Annotated in this window: 22 protein-coding genes and 4 tRNA genes; 6 read left to right on the forward strand and 20 right to left on the reverse strand. The window is 70.2% G+C overall.

The features are described 5' to 3' along the window. Positions 1-125 precede the first annotated feature (125 nt). From nusG to AB0H28_RS01845, 11 genes are all read right to left on the reverse strand, one after another. On the reverse strand, positions 126-848 hold the full coding sequence (gene nusG, locus AB0H28_RS01795; RefSeq protein ID WP_358032744.1) for a transcription termination/antitermination protein NusG: 723 nt from the start codon (positions 846-848) through the stop codon (positions 126-128). A 35-nt stretch (positions 849-883) separates the two neighbouring features. Continuing rightward, complete coding sequence (secE, locus tag AB0H28_RS01800; RefSeq protein WP_091065734.1) at positions 884-1,288, reverse strand: preprotein translocase subunit SecE; 405 nt, start codon at positions 1,286-1,288, stop codon at positions 884-886. 216 nt (positions 1,289-1,504) lie between these two features. Next, positions 1,505-1,577: transfer RNA gene (locus AB0H28_RS01805), tRNA-Trp, on the reverse strand. Positions 1,578-1,704: 127 nt separating this feature from the next. Beyond that, positions 1,705-2,097: a MaoC family dehydratase gene (locus tag AB0H28_RS01810; protein ID WP_358032746.1), complete on the reverse strand. Its 393-nt coding sequence runs from the start codon at positions 2,095-2,097 to the stop codon at positions 1,705-1,707. A 2-nt stretch (positions 2,098-2,099) separates the two neighbouring features. Further along, entirely contained in the window at positions 2,100-2,546 is a 447-nt protein-coding gene (locus tag AB0H28_RS01815; RefSeq protein WP_358032749.1) for a MaoC family dehydratase N-terminal domain-containing protein, read from the reverse strand. Between the two features lie 120 nt (positions 2,547-2,666). Next, complete coding sequence (rpmG, locus tag AB0H28_RS01820) at positions 2,667-2,834, reverse strand: 50S ribosomal protein L33 (protein ID WP_013288652.1); 168 nt, start codon at positions 2,832-2,834, stop codon at positions 2,667-2,669. A 131-nt stretch (positions 2,835-2,965) separates the two neighbouring features. Continuing rightward, positions 2,966-3,038, reverse strand: a tRNA-Met gene (locus AB0H28_RS01825). Positions 3,039-3,063: 25 nt separating this feature from the next. Beyond that, positions 3,064-3,136, reverse strand: a tRNA-Thr gene (locus AB0H28_RS01830). A gap of 95 nt (positions 3,137-3,231) precedes the next feature. Further along, positions 3,232-5,757, reverse strand: coding sequence for a bifunctional diguanylate cyclase/phosphodiesterase (locus AB0H28_RS01835; RefSeq protein ID WP_358032751.1), 2,526 nt, complete (start codon positions 5,755-5,757; stop codon positions 3,232-3,234). 35 nt (positions 5,758-5,792) lie between these two features. Beyond that, positions 5,793-5,927, reverse strand: coding sequence for a hypothetical protein (locus AB0H28_RS01840; protein WP_358032753.1), 135 nt, complete (start codon positions 5,925-5,927; stop codon positions 5,793-5,795). A gap of 397 nt (positions 5,928-6,324) precedes the next feature. Then, positions 6,325-6,582 carry a hypothetical protein gene (locus tag AB0H28_RS01845; RefSeq protein ID WP_358032756.1) on the reverse strand — a complete coding sequence of 86 codons (258 nt, stop codon included), beginning with the start codon at positions 6,580-6,582 and terminating at the stop codon, positions 6,325-6,327. 95 nt (positions 6,583-6,677) lie between these two features. On the opposite strand from AB0H28_RS01845, the gene AB0H28_RS01850 reads away from it, so the two are divergent. Next, positions 6,678-7,181 carry a hypothetical protein gene (locus AB0H28_RS01850; protein WP_358032759.1) on the forward strand — a complete coding sequence of 168 codons (504 nt, stop codon included), beginning with the start codon at positions 6,678-6,680 and terminating at the stop codon, positions 7,179-7,181. 93 nt (positions 7,182-7,274) lie between these two features. Here the strand turns inward: AB0H28_RS01850 and AB0H28_RS01855 are convergent, their stop codons facing one another. Continuing rightward, positions 7,275-7,454 carry a hypothetical protein gene (locus AB0H28_RS01855; RefSeq protein WP_358032761.1) on the reverse strand — a complete coding sequence of 60 codons (180 nt, stop codon included), beginning with the start codon at positions 7,452-7,454 and terminating at the stop codon, positions 7,275-7,277. A 217-nt stretch (positions 7,455-7,671) separates the two neighbouring features. Here AB0H28_RS01855 and AB0H28_RS01860 point away from each other — a divergent pair, with 217 nt between their 5' ends. Together AB0H28_RS01860 and AB0H28_RS01865 are read left to right on the forward strand one after the other, a co-directional pair. Then, positions 7,672-8,538, forward strand: coding sequence for a winged helix-turn-helix domain-containing protein (locus AB0H28_RS01860; protein ID WP_358032764.1), 867 nt, complete (start codon positions 7,672-7,674; stop codon positions 8,536-8,538). A gap of 26 nt (positions 8,539-8,564) precedes the next feature. Further along, positions 8,565-9,737 (forward strand): Imm21 family immunity protein, encoded by a 1,173-nt coding sequence (locus tag AB0H28_RS01865; protein ID WP_358032767.1) that lies wholly within the window; start codon positions 8,565-8,567, stop codon positions 9,735-9,737. A 50-nt stretch (positions 9,738-9,787) separates the two neighbouring features. Here AB0H28_RS01865 and AB0H28_RS01870 read toward each other — a convergent pair whose 3' ends face one another. The 3 genes from AB0H28_RS01870 to AB0H28_RS01880 form a co-directional block, all read right to left on the reverse strand. Beyond that, on the reverse strand, positions 9,788-10,060 hold the full coding sequence (locus tag AB0H28_RS01870) for a helix-turn-helix transcriptional regulator (protein ID WP_358032770.1): 273 nt from the start codon (positions 10,058-10,060) through the stop codon (positions 9,788-9,790). Positions 10,061-10,092: 32 nt separating this feature from the next. Then, positions 10,093-10,482, reverse strand: coding sequence for a type II toxin-antitoxin system RelE/ParE family toxin (locus tag AB0H28_RS01875; RefSeq protein ID WP_358032772.1), 390 nt, complete (start codon positions 10,480-10,482; stop codon positions 10,093-10,095). A 204-nt stretch (positions 10,483-10,686) separates the two neighbouring features. After that, positions 10,687-10,770 (reverse strand) — tRNA-Tyr (locus tag AB0H28_RS01880). Positions 10,771-10,917: 147 nt separating this feature from the next. Here AB0H28_RS01880 and AB0H28_RS01885 point away from each other — a divergent pair. After that, entirely contained in the window at positions 10,918-11,412 is a 495-nt protein-coding gene (locus tag AB0H28_RS01885; RefSeq protein ID WP_358032774.1) for a YajQ family cyclic di-GMP-binding protein, read from the forward strand. 190 nt (positions 11,413-11,602) lie between these two features. Here AB0H28_RS01885 and AB0H28_RS01890 read toward each other — a convergent pair whose 3' ends face one another. The 3 genes from AB0H28_RS01890 to AB0H28_RS01900 are packed head-to-tail and all read right to left on the reverse strand — an operon-like array spanning position 11,603 to position 13,651. After that, positions 11,603-12,373, reverse strand: a complete 771-nt coding sequence (locus AB0H28_RS01890; protein ID WP_358032777.1) for a type 1 glutamine amidotransferase domain-containing protein — start codon at positions 12,371-12,373, stop codon at positions 11,603-11,605. A gap of 19 nt (positions 12,374-12,392) precedes the next feature. Further along, positions 12,393-12,992, reverse strand: a complete 600-nt coding sequence (locus AB0H28_RS01895) for an NAD(P)-binding domain-containing protein (protein WP_358032779.1) — start codon at positions 12,990-12,992, stop codon at positions 12,393-12,395. Then, on the reverse strand, positions 12,989-13,651 hold the full coding sequence (locus AB0H28_RS01900; protein ID WP_358032782.1) for a TMEM175 family protein: 663 nt from the start codon (positions 13,649-13,651) through the stop codon (positions 12,989-12,991). Before AB0H28_RS01900 ends, AB0H28_RS01895 begins: the two co-directional genes overlap by 4 nt. Before the next feature lie 143 nt (positions 13,652-13,794). On the opposite strand from AB0H28_RS01900, the gene AB0H28_RS01905 reads away from it, so the two are divergent. Next, a complete protein-coding gene (locus tag AB0H28_RS01905) occupies positions 13,795-14,619 on the forward strand; it encodes a MarR family transcriptional regulator (protein WP_358032785.1) in 825 nt (274 codons plus the stop codon). A gap of 23 nt (positions 14,620-14,642) precedes the next feature. Here the strand turns inward: AB0H28_RS01905 and AB0H28_RS01910 are convergent, their stop codons facing one another. Continuing rightward, positions 14,643-15,902: an MFS transporter gene (locus AB0H28_RS01910; RefSeq protein ID WP_358032788.1), complete on the reverse strand. Its 1,260-nt coding sequence runs from the start codon at positions 15,900-15,902 to the stop codon at positions 14,643-14,645. A 262-nt stretch (positions 15,903-16,164) separates the two neighbouring features. Here AB0H28_RS01910 and AB0H28_RS01915 point away from each other — a divergent pair, with 262 nt between their 5' ends. Next, positions 16,165-17,349, forward strand: a complete 1,185-nt coding sequence (locus AB0H28_RS01915; protein WP_358032791.1) for a hypothetical protein — start codon at positions 16,165-16,167, stop codon at positions 17,347-17,349. Positions 17,350-17,399: 50 nt separating this feature from the next. On the opposite strand, the gene htpX is transcribed toward AB0H28_RS01915, so the two are convergent. Beyond that, positions 17,400-18,278, reverse strand: a complete 879-nt coding sequence (gene htpX / locus AB0H28_RS01920) for a zinc metalloprotease HtpX (protein ID WP_358032794.1) — start codon at positions 18,276-18,278, stop codon at positions 17,400-17,402. Between the last annotated feature and the right edge of the window lie 76 nt (positions 18,279-18,354).

Genomic DNA, 18,354 nt, shown 5'->3' on the forward strand with positions numbered 1-18,354 from the left:
GATTCTGGCCGGTCCGCGGGCGCGCACGGTCAGCACGGTGCGGACAGCCGACGTTCTAGGATAGCGCAGTCTCACGCGACACCGGCGGCCGGCCCGCGAAGGCCGACCGCCGGTGCGGGCGTACGTCAGATCTTGGCGACCTGGTTGAAGTTCAGCTCGACCGGCGTCTCCCGGCCGAAGATCGACACCAGCACCTTGAGCTTCTGCTGGTCGGCGTTGATCTCGCTGATCGTCGCCGGCAGCGACGCGAACGCGCCGTCGGTGACGGTGACCGAGTCGCCGACCTCGAAGTCGAGGACCTTGACCTCGGGCTTGGCCTTCTTCTGCTCGGTCTCGACCGCCGGCGCGAGCCACTTGAGCACCTCGTCGAGGCTCAACGGCGCCGGCCGGTCGGCCCGGTCGGTGGCACCGACGAAGCCGGTGACCCCCGGGGTGTTCCGGACGCAGGAGTAGGACTCGGCGGTCAGCTCCATCCGGACCAGGATGTAACCCGGGAAGACCTTCGCCTGGACCTGCGACCGCTTGCCGTTCTTGACCTCGACCTCTTCCCGGGTCGGCACCTCGACCTGGTAGATGTAGTCCTCCATGTCGAGGGACGTGATCCGGGTCTCGAGGTTGGTCTTGACCTTGTTCTCGTAGCCGGCGTACGAGTGCACCACATACCAGTCGCCGGGCGCGTAGCGCAGCTTCTGGCGCAGCTCGGCGACCGGGTCGAAGTCTTCGTCCGGCTCCGGCTCGGTGGTCGGGAACTCCGGCTCGCTGGCGGCCTCGACCGACTCGTTGTTGGCCGCCGTCGCCACCGCGGACTGCTCGTCCGGGGTCTCGGCGGTCTCGTCGTACTCAGGCACGCTCGCTCACTTCCGTCAGTATCGCTGTCCGCAGGTCAGCTGGGGTTGCCGAAGACCCACAGCACCGCCTTGGCGAAGCCGTAGTCCAGGCCGGCCACGATCGCCAGCATCACCGCGACGAAGGTGACCACCACCGCCGTGTAGGTCAGCAGCTCCTTGCGCGTCGGCCAGATGACCTTACGCAGCTCGGCCACGACCTCGCGGAAGAACCGCGCGATGCGGGCGAAGAGCCCGATCCGCTCGGTGTCCTTGCGGGTCTTCCGGCCCTCGGCCGGCTCGGCGTGCGCCCGCTTGCGGGTCGCGGTGCCGCCTCGGGAGACCGGCTCGTCCGCGTCGGCGGCGTCGTCGGCCACATCGTCGTCGGCAACGCCGTCGACAGTCGCGTCGTCGTTCAGACGCTCGTCGCCGTCGTCCTCGCCGCGCCGCTTCTTCTCGGCCACTTCGCCCTCCGTGCGGGGTATGGGGTCGCACGCCGGGCGGCGTGCGCGGCGTGTTGGTCACGCCGGCCGGACCAACCGTCCCGCGACGGGCCGCGGCCGGCGGACCGGCCGGGAGGGCCCCGATCGCCTCGGAACCACCCCACCGGTGCCACCACCACGGGCCGGACGCCACCGCGAACGGCGACGCGACCCACGGGAACGGTCAGGCCTGAGGCGCAGGGGTGACAGGACTTGAACCTGCAGCCTGCGGTTTTGGAGACCGCTGCTCTGCCAATTGAGCTACACCCCTGTGCGGCAACTCACCTCCACCCGGACACGTTGTGCCGAGCGGGGGTCACTTGCCCCACGGCGGACCAGTGTACGGGTAGTCGTACGACTTTCCCAACCGGTCCGCCCCTCGCGCGTCGGGCCGCTTCTCAGCGAGCGGTGCGGATCAGCGCCCGAGCCTGCGACAGCACTTTCTCACCCTGGCAGGTGGCGGTGATGTCGAGCCTGGTCAGCCCGTCCTCGGTGACCTCCTTGACCACCGCGGCGACCTCGATCTCGGTGCCCTCGTCGGTGTCCGGGACGACCACCGGGCGGGTGAAGCGGACGCCGAAGTCGACCACCGCGTCCGGCGCGCCGGCCCAGCCGGCGACCGCGCGGCCGACCAGGGCCATGGTGAACATGCCGTGGGCGATGACCCCGGGCAGGCCGACGGCGGTGGCGGTCCGGTCGTTCCAGTGGATCGGGTTGAAGTCGCCCGAGGCGCCGGCGTAGCGGACCAAATCCGCGCGGGTCACCCGGTAGGTCTGCACGGGCAGTTCCATCCTCACGCCTCCTTGCGTACGACGATCTTGGACCAGACCGCGACCACCGGCTCGCCGGCGGTGGTGCGCACGTCGGTGCGGGTGGTCAGGAAGCCGTGCCCGCTCCGGGTGGTCACGTCCTCGATGGTGTTCACGCAGACCAGCTCGTCCCCGGCCACCACCGGCCGGGTGTAGGCGAACCGCTGGTCGCCGTGGACCACCCGGCGGTAGTCGACGCCCAGCTCCGGGTCGTCGACGATCTGCCGGCTGGCCGCCATGGTCACGACCACCGGGAACGTCGGCGGCGCCACCACGTCGGCGTGGCCCAGCGCCCGGGCCGCCTCCGGGTCGTGGTGCGCCGGGTCGGTCGCCCCGATGGCGGTGGCGAACTCACGGATCTTTTCTCGGCCCACCTGATAGGGGGCGGTCGGCGGATAGGTCCGGCCGACGAAGGACGGGTCCAGGGACATGCCGCGAACCTACACGGAAACACGAACGCCGATCCGAGCGGTCGGCTGGCCCTGCGGGCCGTCGACCGGGCGGATCGGCGTCGGTGGAGCTGCTGCGGAGCCGGCGGGGCCGGCCGTGCGTCAGCGGGTCTCGCGGTGGACGGTGTGCTTGCCGTCCCGGGGGCAGAACTTCTTCAGCTCGATGCGGTCCGGGTCGTTACGACGGTTCTTGCGCGTGATGTAGTTGCGCTCCTTGCACTCCACACACGCCAAAGTGATCTTCGGCCGGACATCGGTCGCCTTCGCCACGGCGGAGTGCCTTCCTCGCTCACGGATATCAACTACGGCGTGTCAGCCTACGCGCTGACGACGCGGACATGCAAAGTGGGCGCCTGTGGCGCCCTTCCCACCGGCCACCGGGCGAGCCCGGAGGACGAGAGTAGCGGTGGCCGGACTTGAACCGGCGACACAGCGATTATGAGCCGCTTGCTCTGCCATCTGAGCTACACCGCCGTGGCGGGTCCAGCCGGACCCTTTGAGCCCCCTTACGGAATCGAACCGTAGACCTTCTCCTTACCATGGAGACGCTCTGCCGACTGAGCTAAGGGGGCCTGCTCGATCACCCTCGGGGTGTCGCGCAGAGGAAACAGTACACGACCGCGTCGCCGAGGTGAAATCGGATCCCCCCGACACGTGTCGGCCCTGATCAGGGCACTACGCGCAGGCGGGGAAGCTCCCCGGCGACGATCGTCTCGGGGTCGACCTGGGCCCCGAACCAGGCCTCCAGACGTTCGTACGGCAGCGGCCGGCTGAACAGGAAGCCCTGGCCGATCTCGCAGCCGATGTCCTGGAGCAGCTCCAGGGTCAGCTCGCTCTCCACGCCCTCGGCGACCACGGTCAGGCCGAACTGCTGGGAGAGCGTCACCACCGCGTTGACGATGGCCAGGTCGCCCGGGTCGGTCGCCATCCCCTGCACGAACGACCGGTCCACCTTGACCTCGTGCACCGGCAGCCGGCGCAACTGGGCCAGCGACGAGTTGCCGGTGCCGAAGTCGTCCACCGAGAGACGGACACCGAGGTCGCGGAGGCTGCGCAGGGTGGGGATGGGACGTTCGGTGCCGTCCAGCACCCCCGACTCGGTGACCTCCAGGGTGAGTCGCTGCGGGGGTACGCCGTACTCCGCCAGCAGGTCGTGCACGAGCGCGGGGAAGTATTGGTCGGTGAGCGTACGGGCGGCGAGGTTGACCGAGACGGACAGCGCCTGCTCCCCGTGGCTCCAGTCGCGGCTGCGCCGCAGGCTCTCCCGCAGCACGAACTCGGTGAGCCGGCCGAGCTGGCCGGTGTGCTCGGCCACCGCCACGAAGTCGTCCGGCTCGACCGTGCCGTGCGCGGGATGCTCCCAGCGGGCCAGGCACTCGACCCCCACCAGCCGGCGGTCCCGCAGCGTCACCTTCGGTTGGAAGTAGACCTCCAGGTCGCCGTCCGCCAGCGCCCGCTCCAGGTCGCCGGCGAGGCCGAGCCGGCGCAGCGAGCGGGACTCCAGCGCCGGACTGTAGAGCTGCACGCTGCCCGGCACCGACTTGGCCGCGGTGGCGGCCAGGTCGACCCGCTGGAGCAGGGCCACCGCGTCACCGCCGTGGTCCGGGTGAACGGCCACGCCGACGGCCGTGTCCACGTCCAGGGTGAGCGTGTCGAAGACCATCTCGTCGCGGATCTGCTCGCGGAGCTGGGCGGCCAGTTCCAGCGCCGCGTCGGCGCTCTCCAGCCGCAGCGTCACCAGGAACTCGTCGCCACCGACGCGGCCGACCAGCGCCGACGAGGGGGCGCAGGCGCGCAGCCGCTCGGCCACCTCGACCAGCACCTTGTCGCCGGCCGCGTGACCGAGTGACTCGTTGACCTGACGCAGCCGGTCGACGTCGAAGAGCAGCAGCGCCACCACCTCGTCCGGCGCGCCGATCTTGATCGCCTCGGCGACCGCCGAGATGAGCCGCCGCCGGTTGGGCAGCTTGGTGAGCGCGTCGTGGTCGGCGTCGTGCCGCAACCGGTCGACGAGACGCGAGTTTTCCAGCGCGACCGCGGCGTGCGCGGCGACCGTCTCGAAGACGGGCAGGTCACGCGGCGTGAAGTGGCCGACGTCGCTGATCCGGTTGACCACCTCGAGCGTCCCGATCACCGCCTGGCCGGACCGCAGCGGCACCACGATGGCGTCCTTGACCTGCTTGACGTCGGCCACACCGCGCAGCGCGGTGTCGGCGCCGAGCTGCCGGCCGGTGGTCAACGTGCGGCCCAGGCTGCGCGCCTGCTCCCGGAACGCCGCCGGGGTCGGTGCGACGTCCAGCAGCCCGGGCGCGTCGACGCGCGCGGTGAGCAGCACCTCCGGGTGCCGCCCCTGGGCCGGCAGCCAGAGCGTGGCGTATTCCGCCTGCATCAGCGCGCGGACCCGGTCGAGCAGCACGTCACCCAGGGCGCCCTCGGCGCTTGTGGTGATCAGGCGGGCCAGGTCGTACATGCCGGCCAGCGTGCGGTGCTGCTGGAAGAACTGGGAGTAGGAGCGGTAGACCTGGCCGAGCGCGACGAAGAGCGCGGCGAGCAGCAGCGCGGACCACCAGGTCGTCTCCAACGCGATCAGGATGAGCAGCCCGATCGAGGCGTTGATCGACGACGTGAGGAAGACGGAGGGGGCCGTGCGCAACGCCTCGCGGCCGGGCTGCCAACCCTGGAGGAGCACGTGCACGCCGACCACGGAGAGCAGGCTCACCAGGGTGATTGTGTTGATCGCGACGAAGAGGCTGGCCCAGGTGCCCGGCCGGTCGACGCCCTGCAACGGTGGCAGGGCCAGGAGGACGAGCCCGGCCAGAGAGGTCGCGGCGGCGGCCTTGGCCGCGTTGAACCACAGTTTCGCCGGCGTGAAGCGGTGCCAGACGCACCAGCCCAGCGTCGACAGCGTGTAGATGAGGACCACCGTCAGTGGTGGCAGGTAGAACAGCGCCACCACCAACGGCACCTCGGTCAGCGTCACGGCCACCGACTGGCGCCGGACGATGAAGTTGAGGACGGGGACGCTGACCGCCGTCATCACCACGAGCAGCACGAGGGCCCAGGCCCAGTCCCCGAGGGGTTGGTCGGAAATGATGCCGATGGCCGTGCTGAAGACCACCGCGAGGAGCGTCAGTGGTGCGGTGATGAGCCAGGCCCGCTCCGTCGATCGGCGTCCTTGGTTCCGGCCGGCCATACCACTCCCCTGTGCCGCGCGAGGCGGTCCTTGGGTCACCGGGTGATGTCGGCGGCCCAGATGACGTCGCCCAGTTGCGCTTCGGTGCTGCCGATGACGCTGGAACCGGCCAGAAGGGCAGCGAGCACGAGGAGCGAGCCGAGCAGCCGGCCCAACCTTCGACCAGACATGATTGCTCCTGTCGGGAGAGTGTCACAGGGATGGTGGAGGTTCCACGATCGTGCCACACCGGTCAGGGGCAGAAAAGGAGCGAAGACCTGTGCAGCCCGAGTAGCTGTCAGGTTCCGCCATTCGGCCCAGGGACCCACCACGCGCAGCCAGCTCATCAGGTGCGACGGTGCCGGGCGGCTTCGTCCACTGCGGATTCCGACGTTCATCACGAAGGGATCAAGGCACCCGAAAACTCCGTCCCGCCAGCGCTCGTGCTCACCTGACCGGCGACCCGCCCGCAGGACGAGGTCCGCTCCGGCCATAGACCACCATACCTGTATTGGGCATGAGCGCCACAGGGGGATTCCCTCACTCACGGCGAAAACCACCTGACGTACGCCGACCGTGGCGCGACCGTCAATGCCGGGCACGGGACCCGCTCCAGGTCAGCAGCACGAGCAACCCCGCGCCGACCAGCAGGCCGACGACGGCGAACGCGAGCGTCTGCACCAACCAGTGCGCGCCGCGCAGGAACGAGGTGGCCAGCCAGGCACAGAACAGCCTGGCGAGCGGCCCCGCGACCAGGGCGAGCACGATCGCGGTCAGTCGCTGGCCGTCGCTGGCGTCGAGGAACGTGTTGAACCTGTCGACCGAGTGACGACCAGACGATGACATGCATCGCTGGATACCCGGACCCCACGCCGCCGCAAACCGGTCCCGCCCGCCGGATATGCGGCGACAGCCCGGGCGCGCCGGCGCACCATGTGGCGATGTCCGTCGACGCCGCCCGCACCCGACTCCAGGAAGCCGCCGTCCTCTGGAGCACCGGCCCGGGCACCGCCGCCCAGGTGATCGAAGCCGCCTGCGACTGCCTCACGGCGGGCGTGGACAGCCCCACCCTCCGGATCCTCGCCGGCGCCTCCTGTGCGAAGGGCAGCGAGAACGACGAGGTGCGACGGTGGCTCGAAGACGCCCTGACGGAACTCTCCCTCACCTACTACCCGAGGTGCAGCCGAGAGGGCGAGGAGGCGGCCGTCCGACTCATGGCCCGCCGGGCGCTCGCCGGGGAGATCGCGCCTCGGGACCTGACGGCCTGGGCGTACCTGTACGTCACCTGGGACGGCACTCCCCTGGGCGCCGAGCTGGTCGCCTTCGAGAACGCCTACGAGTACGCGGAAGCCGTCGGCGGCACGACGGCGGACGTCGACGCGGACGTGATCGCCGAAGCCGGACGCCTGGTGGCGGTAGCCGTCCAGCCATGCCAACCGTCGTAGGTGGTCCAGTCGAGGACCCGGATCAACCGGAAGTGGAACGCGTCACGAACTGCACGCTCACCGCCCTGCTGATCAGGAGCAGCGCGCCGGATCTCAGCTCCGCCACTGCTCGCGGAGCCGCCGCCACGCGCGGATGCGGGCCCGCGCCACCACGACCCGAGGACACCAGCCGTACGGGCGACAGCGGGAACAGGTGTACGCCACGTGGTAGTCGACGATCGCCCAGGACAGCGCCACCAGGAATGGCGTGTCCAGCCTCTGCTCCGGCCTCACGACTCGCCGCCGTTCCCAACGGAGCCAGAAACCTTGATCGTGTTCGGGACCGCCATTGCCCGTCCTTCCAGGTCGACCCGCCGGCACTCCCACGGGTCACGGTGAAAACTTGGCTAGTCAAATCAGCTGAGGTGGAAGGTAGGCCAGCTTGGCTAGCCAGGTCAACGCCGAAACGCCCTTCGCCTGACCTGGCTAGCCAGCCGCTACTCTGACGCTCATGACCAGCGAGCCGGAAGACCTGGCCGATCTGGACCGGGACGACCCCAGGCCCCCGTCGCAGCAGATCGCGAATGTCATACGAGCGGCGATCCGCACCCGAAAGTTCCAGCCGGGCGAGCGGCTACCGTCGCAGCACGACCTCGCCGAGCGCTTCGACGTCGCTCGCGAGACGGTGAAGTCAGCGCTGCGCATCCTGCGGGACGAGCGTTTGATCGTGACCCGCCAGGGCAGCGGCGCCTTCGTCCGAGCACAGACCGAGCGCCCGGTGGGGCTGCGACCCCACATCGAGGCCGCGTTCGACCGTCCTCACGTCGCGATCGACTTCGCCGGCTTCTCCGGGGAGACGCTGCACGGCGTGCTGACCGAGCCGCTCGACAAGATCCGGGCTGGGCGTCTCACCCCGGAGTCGGTCACCATCCGTATCCTGCTGCCCGACGTCGACAAGCCGATGGCGTTGCCCTGCCCGGCGGAGACGCGGGCCGACGATCCAGCGGTGCGGGCGCGCGCGAAGCGCATCACTCATCGGCACACCGAAGGCATCCTTGCGGCCGTCCGTGAACTCGCGCACTTCCGCCTCGTCGGAGAGGCCAAGGCGGAAGTGCGTGTCCATCGCTCCGCTCCCGCCTTCAAGCTCTACATCCTCAACGGCGAAGAGGTCTTCTTCGGCTTCTACCCGGTTGTGGAGCACACGGTGACCATCGACGGGAAAGATGTCGGGATCTTCGACCCGATGGGTAAGGACGCGATCCTGTTCCATCGCGCCATCAGCGAAGACGAGACCTCGGACGCAGCGCAGTACGTGGAGCAGGCCCGATCCTGGTTCGACTCCATGTGGTCCACGATCGCCCGCGAGTACCAGCAGTGAGCCCACCAACCGAGCAGCTCATCGGAATGGTTGAGCAGGCCGAGGTAGTCCTTCTCGACTTCGACGGTCCCGTCTGCCGCGTCTTCGCAGGAAAGACCGCGCCCAGCGTCGCCGCCAACCTCCGCCATCTGATCCGCAGTCGAGGCGTCAAACTTCCCGACGACCTGCGCGACCAGGACGACCCGCTGGAACTGCTTCGCGGGACAGCCGCGTTCGCACCCGAGCTTGTCGACACGGTCAGCGCAGCGCTTGAGGCAGCGGAGGTCGAGGCAGTCGCGACCGCGGAGACGACGATCGGAGCGTTCGACGTCGTCCGCGCCTGTCTCGCCACCGGGCGAGCCCTCTCCATCGTCAGCAACAACTCCACCGCAGCCATCAACGCCTACCTCGCTCGCCGCGACCGCGCGCGCCACTTCGCCGCCATCATCGGGCGCGGCCATCACCCGGACCTGATGAAACCCAGCCCGCTGCCGGTCGTGCAGGCACTCCAGGCACTGAATGTGCGACCCACCGCTGCCGTCCTGGTCGGCGACTCCCCCACCGACATCGAAGCCGCCCATGCCGCCGGCGTCGCCGCCATCGGATACGCCAACAAGCCTGGCAAGATCCAACGTCTGGCGGTCGCCGGCGCCGACGCGATCATCACGGACATGGGCGACCTGGGGGCTGCCCTGGCGGCAACGCGGCGGCCGAAGAGCCGGCTCTCGTGGGTCGAATCAGACGGCGGACCACTCGTCGTCGTGCCGGAGTCAGTCCTCGCTCAGTGGAGAGGTGTACCCAACGACTTCGACCCGGGTGACCTGGACACTTGGGGCGACTACGGCCGGGCTTGCCAGGTCGACGGCCGCGCAGGCAGCCTGGAGATCGGCGACGGACAGGCGCTGGTGCTGGGCGACGAGCCCGCATCCACCACCTACCTTTCGGCCAAGCGGCTCTTCGTCCGGTGGATTCACGGCGCTTCCGAGGAACAGGTCATCCGTCTCATCCCGAAGGCCATGGAGACAGCCGCCTGGGAGGAGGTAGGGACATGGACGACCCGCGGACGCGCACAGCTCTTCGACTCTGCACTCGCCGGGGATGAGTTGGAGCACGGACGGCGTCTCGTCATCGACGTAGCTCCCGGCACCTACCGAATCCGTACTGCTTATGCCGAGCCGGCGAGTGAAGCGGGCATTGTCCTGGTCCAGCTGACTACCTAACGTGTGAGACAGCAGGCCACACATAGCCAGTCCTTAGACCAGGCACCCGATCAGCTCAGAGCGAACCGGTCGCCATCGAAGTCAGCGACGATCTCCAGCCTGCCGCCGAGAGCGGAGACGTACCGGTCGATGGTGCCGACCTCGGTCGCCGGCACCTCACCCTTCTCGATCGCAGCCACTCGCGGCTGCGAGACGTGCATACGGTCAGCAACCTCCTGCTGGGTCAGACCACGGTGTTCACGCATCTCCCGTAGGCGAGTCGCACGGACCTCAGCGAGCATCCGCTCCTTGTGTTCCGCAACCTTCGTCTCGTCGAGATTCATGCGAGAGCGGGTGTCCTGCCAACTACGCACCATCAGCGTTGTCCCTTCAACGTCCGTAGGTGTTCGGCGAAGAGCCGGTCAGCTTCGAGGATGTTGGTCTCGTACCAGCCCTTCCAGTTGCCGGCCTTGTTCCCGGCCACCAGCAGGATGGCCGCGCGAGTCGGGTCGAAGGCGAACAAAATGCGGATCTCGGTGCCACCCGAGGAACCTGGCCTGAGCTCCTTCATGTTCTTGTAGTCCGAGCCCTTCACTCGGTCGACCAGCGGGCGGCCCAACGCGGGGCCTTCCCTGGCCAGAATGTCGATGGCGGCGGCGATCTGGTCGGCCGAGTCGGGATCTTCCTTGCTCAGGCGAACCAGCCAGTCATCGACCTCGCTGGTCGAGTCGATCCGCCAGTCACCTGCGCGCCCATCGTAGCTCACGTACAACCCCTGCGTTATAGATGCGGTCACACCCACCGGCTGTCGGATCTATAACGACCGACCAGCTCGCGAGTAGCGCTCGGCTAACACCCGTTCAGGCGACACAGCAGGGCCGAGCATGGGAGGCGAATCGAGCGGACGTCACCGGAAAATGACGGCAGCCCCCGATCAGCATCTCTGCTGGTCAGGGGCCGCATCTGCACCTGGTGGCGGGTAGAGGATTCGAACCTCTGAAGCTTTCGCGACGGATTTACAGTCCGCTCCCATTGGCCGCTCGGGCAACCCGCCAGGGCACCCCACCGCGTCGCAACGCGGCGGCGGAAGCCAGGATAGCGGTTGCCCCCGCCCCCTCCGCAACGGGGTACCGTCAGGGAGTCCCACGCTGGTCAGTGCGGGACGGATCAGGACACATCGCCGGACAGCAGGAGCATGAGCATGGCAGCGAACCCGTCGTTCGACATCGTGAGCAAGGTCGACCGTCAGGAGGTCGACAACGCCCTCCGCCAGGCGGAGAAGGAGCTGTCGCAGCGGTTCGACTTCCGTGGCACCGGCGCCGAGATCTCCTGGTCGGGCGAGGAGGGGATCAGCCTCCAGGCGGAGACCGAGGAGCGGGTGCGGGCCGCGCTCGATGTCTTCAAGGAGAAGCTGGTCAAGCGCAACATCTCGCTGAAGTCGCTGGACGCGGGCGACCCGAAGGCGTCCGGCAAGGTTTTCAAGATCGACGCCAAGGTGATCCAGGGCATCGACACCGACAAGGCGAAGGCGATCAGCAAGAAGATCCGCGACGAGGGCCCGAAGGGTGTCCAGGCGCAGATCCAGGGCGACCAGCTCCGCGTGACGGGCAAGAAGAAGGACGACCTCCAGGCCGTCATCGCACTGCTCAAGGGCGAGGACTTCGGCGTCGCGCTGCAGTTCAACAACTACCGGTAAGCGCCGGGCGTGCTGGCGGCCACCCTCGGCGTACTCGCCATGACGTTCCCGTCACCTCGGAAACCGCCGGGCATGAAGCCGGCGACCTTGGCAAGACGCCACGATCGCGAGGACAGGACGGGAGACCCGCCATCCTGGTCGCGGTCGCCGTCGTCCCGCGCGGTGACGCACCGCGCGGGACGACCGCGGGTCACCGACCCAATGCCTCGATGATCACCTTGGCGGTCTCGGTGCCGCTGAAGTTCTGCTGGCCGGTGACGAGGTTGCCGTCCCGGACCGCGAAACCCTTCCAGAGGCCGGCCTGGATGAAGTTCGCCCCGAGCCGGCGCAGTTCGTCCTCGATCCGCCACGGCATGACGTGCGTGCCCCGTGGCACCTGGCCGGCGTCCCACACCGCCTGGTCCGCGGCGTCCTCCTCGACGTTGGCGAACCCGGTCACCGTCCGGCCCTTCACCAGCGGTTCGCCGTTGGACAGCCGCGCGTACCGCAGGACCGCCGTGCCGTGGCACAGCGCCGCCGTCACTCTTCCCGCCTCGTAGAACTCGGCGAACGTGCGGTGCAGGACCTCGGCCGTCTCGAACGTGAACATCGGACCCTGGCCGCCGGCGACGACGAGCGCGTCGTAGTCGTCCACCGAGACGTCGCTCACCGGCCGGGTGTTCTCGACGAGCTTGACGAATTCCGAGTCGTGCCGGTAACCCCTGCTGATCACGTCCTCGGCCTGCCACCGGCTGGCGTCCTCGGGGTCGCTCATCGCGTCGGCCACACACCTGCCGCCATCCGGGCTGAAGATGTCCACTCGGTAGCCGAGTTCGGTCATGTGGAAGTAGGGGTGGGTGAGTTCGCTCCACCAGAAACCGACCGGCCAACCGGTCGTGGTCGACACGGCCGGGTTCGAGATCACGATCGCGACGCGCTTCGGCCGCTCGGCGCTGACCGGGTTGAGATCCTTGTGGCTCATGCTGTTCCTTCCGTTCCTTTCACGAGGGGTGTCCGGGATCGGCCAACACCCGGATGCCGTGGTGTCGGCCGAGGCCCTGGCGGAAGGCCAGGGCGAACCAGAGGCGGGTGACCCCGTCGACGAGATCTGCCGCGTCGAGCCCGCCCAGGTGGATCGGTCGGAGACCGACGTCGGTGACCAGGTCCGCCACCAGGGCCCGGTCCGGCCCGTCGGGACCGCAGAACACGAGATCGGCGCGGGCACCGTCGATGACCGGTTCGGTCATCACCTCGACGCCGACCGTGCAGAAGGCACGGAAGATCCGGGCTCGCGGCACCCGGGCCAGCAGGAGCGGAAGCTGATGCAGTGTCGTTCCGCCGATGACGTTTGTCGCGTCGACGAGCAGGTGACCGTCGAGGCTGTGGGCGTAGGTGTCGAGCAGGTTCGCGAGGGCCGCACCCGGCACGGCCACGAGCACGGCCGCCGCCCCGGCGGTGGCCTGGTCGATCGTCGCGACACCCGGCAGGTCCCGGCGGCGGTCGATGTCGCGTACGCCGAAGACGACGTCGTGCCCGGCCGCCCGCCATGCCGTGCCGATGGCCCGTCCCACCCCGCCGGCGCCGATCACCGCGAGCCTCACGCCGCACCTGCACGGCCGGGCCGCCGGGGGGCCAGCGTGAAGTAGGCCGCCACCAGCGCGCAGAGCGCGAGGCCCAAGGCCGCGTTCGCCGCGCCCACCAGGGCGGCGATCGCGTACGCCCCCGGCCCGGCAAGGCTGCGCCGCAGCGCTCCTTGGACCGCACCGCGGGCCGTTTCGCTCAGCAGGCGCGGCCGGAACCGGAGGTAGCACCAGATGCCGGTGAACGCTGATGCGGTCCCGCACAGCACCGCCGCGTAGAAGACGGCGGCGGCCCGGTCGTGCACACCTGCCTGGAGGGCACGTCCGAGTGTCGCCGTGGGATAGCTGATGAAGCTGATACCCAACAGCACCAGGCCGTTGAGGAACAGTAGCGGCCGGTCCACTCGCCGGACGATGCCGAACAGCGCGTGGTGGTTGACCCAGAAGATCAAGATGGTGAGGAAGCTGACGCCGTAGGCGAGGAACGCCGGCACCTCCTCGAGCAGCGCGTGCCCCACGTCGGCTCCGGCCGCCGGCACGGCCAGTTCGATGACCAGCAGCGTGGCGGCGATGGCGATGATCGCGTCGCTCAACGCCTCGACCCGTGCGCTACCCGGTCCGGCTGGCTCCTCGGCCCCCTGGTCACCGACGCGGTCGTCGCCGACAGCTCCGTCTCTCACGGCAGTCCCCTCCCGGCTGCGGCGATACGCCCGCCGCCATACGCCTCGGCCACTATGCATGAGGACTTTGCTTGATTGCAAGCAATGTCTTCCAGTTACTCACGGCGATTGCTTGAATTCGAGCGATTAACTAGGCTGACCGGATGCCCCGCGAGAGTCCGCCCGCCGACCGAAGGCACGCCAGTCCGGCCGTGCCGGACTCGGTCGATGAGATCCTCGCCGAATGGGCCGCCGAGCGCCCCGACCTCCCGGTCACGCCGATCGCCGTCGTCACTCGGCTCAACCGCCTCCGGACCCGATTCGACGAGGAGTTGGCGACCGTGTTCGCCCGCTTCGACCTGTCGTCCGCCGACTTCACCGTCATCGCCGCCCTGCGCCGCGCCGGCGTTCCCTACACGCTTCCGCAGAGCGTGCTCATGAACCGGCTCGGCCTGACCAGCGGCACCGTCAGCGTCCGGCTCACCCGTCTCGTCAAGAAGGGCATCGTCGACCGCCGGCCCAGCCCGGAGGACGCCCGGGGCATCGTCGTCACGCTCACCGAACGCGGGACGGCCCTGTTCGACGAGATCGCACCGATCCACCTCGCCAACGAGGAGCTGCTGCTCTCCGCGCTCACCACGACCGAGCAGCAGCACCTGGCCGCCCTGCTGCACAAGCTGCTGGTCGGCTTCGAGCACCAGCGATCGACCAGCCCGCTCGGCATGACCCTCGCACCGGCCCACCTCGCCCGGCGGATGCGCAGCGCCGTCGGGCTGCCGGACACCCCGGGTCTGCTGATCACCGACGTCGCCCCGCACAGCCGCGCCGACGCCGCCGGCCTACGGCCCGGCGACCTGCTCACGAGCGTCGGCGACACCGAACTACGCTCGTGCGTCACCCTCGCCGAGGCGCTGGCCGGCGCGTCCGACGTCACCATCAGCTACCTGCGCGGCACCCACGAGCACCGGACCCGCCTCACGCCAGGATGACCCGGGCGGCACCCCGCCTCAGCTCAGGCGGCGAGGGACTGCTCGGCGCGGACCGCGGCGGCCTCCGCGCGGGCGATCGAGCCGCGGGGCAGCGCGGCGACCAGCGCGCCGACGCCGACCGCCGCGCCGGCGAAGAGGAACGCCCACGGTACGCCGCCGGCGTGGTCGACGATCAGCCCGGCGACCGCGCCGCCGACCGCGCTGGCCGCGACCGACATGGTGACCACCCAGGTGTACGCCTCGTTCAGCATGCCGGTCGGGGCGACGCGCCCGACAAGCGTGTTCTCCAGGGTGAGCGCGGGCGCGATGGCGGCGCCGCCGAGCACCAGGGCGACGCCGAGCGCGACCGGGCCGGGCATCACCGCGAAGACGGCGAAGCTGGCCGCGACCGCCCCGAGCAGCCAGGCGAACTGGCGGGCCATGTTGGCGGCGGGCCGGCGTACGCCGAACGAGAAGCCGCCGACGGCGCTGCCGACGCCCCAGACGGCGAGCAGCACACCGGCCAGGCTCTGCGGGTCGTCGGCGCCGGTGTCCCCGGCGAAGGCCGGGACGATCACGCCGGAGGCGCCGAACGCGATGCCGAGGCTGGCCACGCAGAGCAGCAGCGCGGGGAATCCACCGACCCGCAGCGGGCCGAGACCCCGGGCGTGGTGCTCGCGCGCGTGCGGGCGCCAGCCGCGCATCACCCGGCCGAGCGCGACCGAGCCGGTGCCGACCAGGGTGACCACGGCGGCGCCGACAAGCGCGGCGGAGGCGTCGGCGACCAGCACGAAGCCGGCGACCAGCAGCGGGCCGAGCACGAAGACGACCTCAAACAGCGAGGTCTCGGCGGCGAGTGCGGTGTTGCGCAGGTGACCCCGGCCGGTGGCGGGGGCGGTCAGGTCGTTCCAGGCGCCCCGGACGGCGGCGGTCAGCGGCGGGTAGGTGGCGCCGGCGACGCCCGCCGCCAGGTAGATCAGCGGGAGGTTGACGACGTCGGAGCCGCTGGCGCCGAGCAGCCCGAGCAGCGCCAGTGGGTGGGTCAACGCGGTGGCCAGCAGCACCGGGGCGGGGCCGACCCGGTCGGCGATCCGGCCGGCGACCGGGCTGAGCGCGGCGCCGGAGAGCGCGTAGATGCCGCCCGCGACGGCGGCCAGGGAGTAGCGACCGGTCACCTGCTCGACCACGAGCAGCAGCGCCAGCGGCGTCATGCCGATCCCCAACCGGCCGATGACGCCGAGGATCAGCAGCATCGGCGCGCCGGGAATCCGCCAGACGCCCAGATACTGGCGCAGTGCGGCCACGGGTGCACCTCCGGATCGACAGGTAATGAGTGAAGCCGCCTTCGACCCTAACGCCCCAGCTCATCCGCGGGATCGTCGAGTCGGTCACATCGCCGCGTCGTACCCGGGCTGACTCGCTTGCCGACACGGGGTAGGTTGCTCATCGAACTGATTCCATGCCAACGGCGGCAGGGTCGACCGCCGGCGTGATCGGAGGTCGGATGAGCGGCAGGGTCATGGCGCCGCAGCGGGTCGTGGTCGAGGAAGCAGGCCCGTCACACCGATGACCGACACCGCGACGCCCTCCCCCGGCTACCGGGCGATCTTCCGGCACCCGGTCGCGTCCCGGCTGCTGCTCGCCCGGGGCATCTCCGAGCTGGGTGACTTCGTCGGGCTGGCCGCCCTGCTGCTGCTCGCGTACGACCAGACCGACTCGGTGCTCGGGCCGGCCGCCGTCTACGCCGCCCGGATGCTGCCCGCGCTGCTGGTCGCGACCGTGTTCAGCGGCTGGCTGGACGTGCCGGCGCGGCGCACCACGCTGGTCGCGCTCTCGCTGGCCGGGGCGGCGCTGATCGCCGTACCGGCGGCGGTTCCCCGGCCGCTGCCGGCGATCGTGGCGGCCGGCCTGCTCGGCGCGGTCCGAGCCGCCTATTCGAGCGTGCACGTGGCGGTCGCCGCCGAGGCGGTGGCGGCCCCGCTGCGGCTGCCGCTGTTCGGGCTCTCCGCCTTCGCCAACCAGAGCGGTCAGGTCGTCGGCCTGGTCGCCGGCGCGAGCATGACGGTGGCGCTCGGGCCCCGGCTGGCGCTCGTGATCGACCTGGTGTCGTTTTTGATCGCGGCGGCGGTCCTGGCCGGCCTGCCGGTCGGCCGGCAGGAGGGGCGGCGTATCCGACCGCCTGCCACGGCCGGCATCCGGATCATCGCCGGCCATCCGGTGCTGCGCGTCGTCGCCCTGCTCACCCTCGCCACCGTGCTGTCCGGAGCGCTGCCGGAGACGCTCGCCCCGGACCTCGCCGACGGGAGCTGGCGGCCGGTGCTGCTGGCCGCCTCCTCGTTCGGCGGCGCAGTGTTCGTGCTCGTCGTCGGCCGGCGCGGCTGGCTGGCCCGGGTCGCCAACCAGGTGATGGCCGTCCGCGCGCTCGGGGTGGCGCTGCTGTTGGCCGGCCTGCTGGTGGCGGTCGGCGCCCCGGTCTGGGCCCTCGCCCCGGCGAACGCGCTGATCGGCGCGGGCGCGGGATGGCTGATCGGCGCGCAGGCGACGTTCGCGCGACTGGCGCCCCCGGAACGGATGGGGCAGGTGGAGGCCACCATGATCGCCTCCAACATCATGTTCTCCGGGGTCGGGATCTTCCTCCTCGGCGGCACCGCCGCCCTGTTCGGTCCGGCCGCGGCCTACCTGGCGGCGGGGCTGGTGCTGCTCGCCGTGGTGCTGGCCACCCGGGCGGACCGGCTGATCGAGCCGGCCTGAACACGGCTCCGCCCGCGTCCGGGACGGACGCGGGCGGGCCGGACGGAAGCTCAGCGCTGGAACTGCACCGGCCCGGAGTTGCGGGCCATCTGCTCCAGCCGGGCCACCCGCTGCTCCATCGGCGGGTGGGTGGCGAACATCGCGGCGATGCCGCCGCCCCGCTTGAACGGGTTGTCGATCATCAGGTGGGCGGTGCTGGCGAGCTGACCCTGCGGGGCCAGCGGGCGGGCCTGGGTCCCCATGTGGATCTTCTTGAGCGCGCTGGCCAGGGCGAGCGGGTCGCGGCTCAGCTCGGCCCCGGACGCGTCGGCCTGGTATTCGCGGCTCCGGCTGATCGCCAACTGGATCACGGTGGCCGCGATCGGGCCGAGGATCAGGGTGAGCAGCAGCACCGCCGGGTTCGGGCCGTCCTCGTCGTCGCCGGAGCCCAGCGGGATGAACCAGGCCAGGTTGGCCAGCATGGTGATGATGCCGGCCAGGCCGGCCGCCACGCTGGAGATCAGGATGTCCCGGTTGTAGACGTGCGACAGCTCGTGCCCGATCACGCCGCGCAGCTCCCGGTAGTCGAGGATCTCCACGATCCCCTGGGTGACGCACACCGCCGCGTGCTCCGGGTTGCGCCCGGTGGCGAACGCGTTGGGCTGCGACGTGGGGCTCACGTAGAGGCGGGGCATCGGCTTGCCGGCCTGCGTGGACAGCTCCCGCACCATGCGGTAGAGCTCGGGGAACTGCGCCTCGCTGACCGGTTGCGCCTTCATCGAGCGCAACGCGAGCTTGTCGGAGAAGAAGTAGGTGACGCCGTTCATCAGCAACGAGACGACCACGGCGATGACGAGACCACCGCTACCGCCGAACCAGTAGCCGACCGCGAGGATCAGCGAGGTCAACAGGCCGAGCAGCGCTGCGGTCTTGAGACGGTTGTGATGCACGATCGCTCCTTCGGTGCGCGGGCCCACGCGGGTGTCCCGCTGACCGGTTCAACACACCGGTACCCGTCAACCATCC

The sequence above is a fragment of the Micromonospora sp. NPDC050980 genome (assembly GCF_040653835.1).
Lineage (GTDB): Bacteria > Actinomycetota > Actinomycetes > Mycobacteriales > Micromonosporaceae > Micromonospora.

Excerpts from the sequence above, each read along its gene's own strand:
- AB0H28_RS01810 (WP_358032746.1), bottom strand. The coding sequence starts at position 2,097 with ATGGAACTGCCCGTGCAGACCTACCGGGTGACCCGCGCGGATTTGGTC.
- AB0H28_RS01815 (WP_358032749.1), bottom strand. The coding sequence starts at position 2,546 with ATGTCCCTGGACCCGTCCTTCGTCGGCCGGACCTATCCGCCGACCGCC.
- AB0H28_RS01835 (WP_358032751.1), bottom strand. The coding sequence starts at position 5,757 with ATGGCCGGCCGGAACCAAGGACGCCGATCGACGGAGCGGGCCTGGCTC.
- AB0H28_RS01840 (WP_358032753.1), bottom strand. The coding sequence starts at position 5,927 with ATGTCTGGTCGAAGGTTGGGCCGGCTGCTCGGCTCGCTCCTCGTGCTC.
- AB0H28_RS01845 (WP_358032756.1), bottom strand. The coding sequence starts at position 6,582 with ATGTCATCGTCTGGTCGTCACTCGGTCGACAGGTTCAACACGTTCCTC.
- AB0H28_RS01850 (WP_358032759.1), top strand. The coding sequence starts at position 6,678 with ATGTCCGTCGACGCCGCCCGCACCCGACTCCAGGAAGCCGCCGTCCTC.
- AB0H28_RS01860 (WP_358032764.1), top strand. The coding sequence starts at position 7,672 with ATGACCAGCGAGCCGGAAGACCTGGCCGATCTGGACCGGGACGACCCC.
- AB0H28_RS01865 (WP_358032767.1), top strand. The coding sequence starts at position 8,565 with ATGGTTGAGCAGGCCGAGGTAGTCCTTCTCGACTTCGACGGTCCCGTC.
- AB0H28_RS01870 (WP_358032770.1), bottom strand. The coding sequence starts at position 10,060 with ATGAATCTCGACGAGACGAAGGTTGCGGAACACAAGGAGCGGATGCTC.
- AB0H28_RS01885 (WP_358032774.1), top strand. The coding sequence starts at position 10,918 with ATGGCAGCGAACCCGTCGTTCGACATCGTGAGCAAGGTCGACCGTCAG.
- AB0H28_RS01890 (WP_358032777.1), bottom strand. The coding sequence starts at position 12,373 with ATGAGCCACAAGGATCTCAACCCGGTCAGCGCCGAGCGGCCGAAGCGC.
- AB0H28_RS01905 (WP_358032785.1), top strand. The coding sequence starts at position 13,795 with ATGCCCCGCGAGAGTCCGCCCGCCGACCGAAGGCACGCCAGTCCGGCC.
- AB0H28_RS01915 (WP_358032791.1), top strand. The coding sequence starts at position 16,165 with ATGACCGACACCGCGACGCCCTCCCCCGGCTACCGGGCGATCTTCCGG.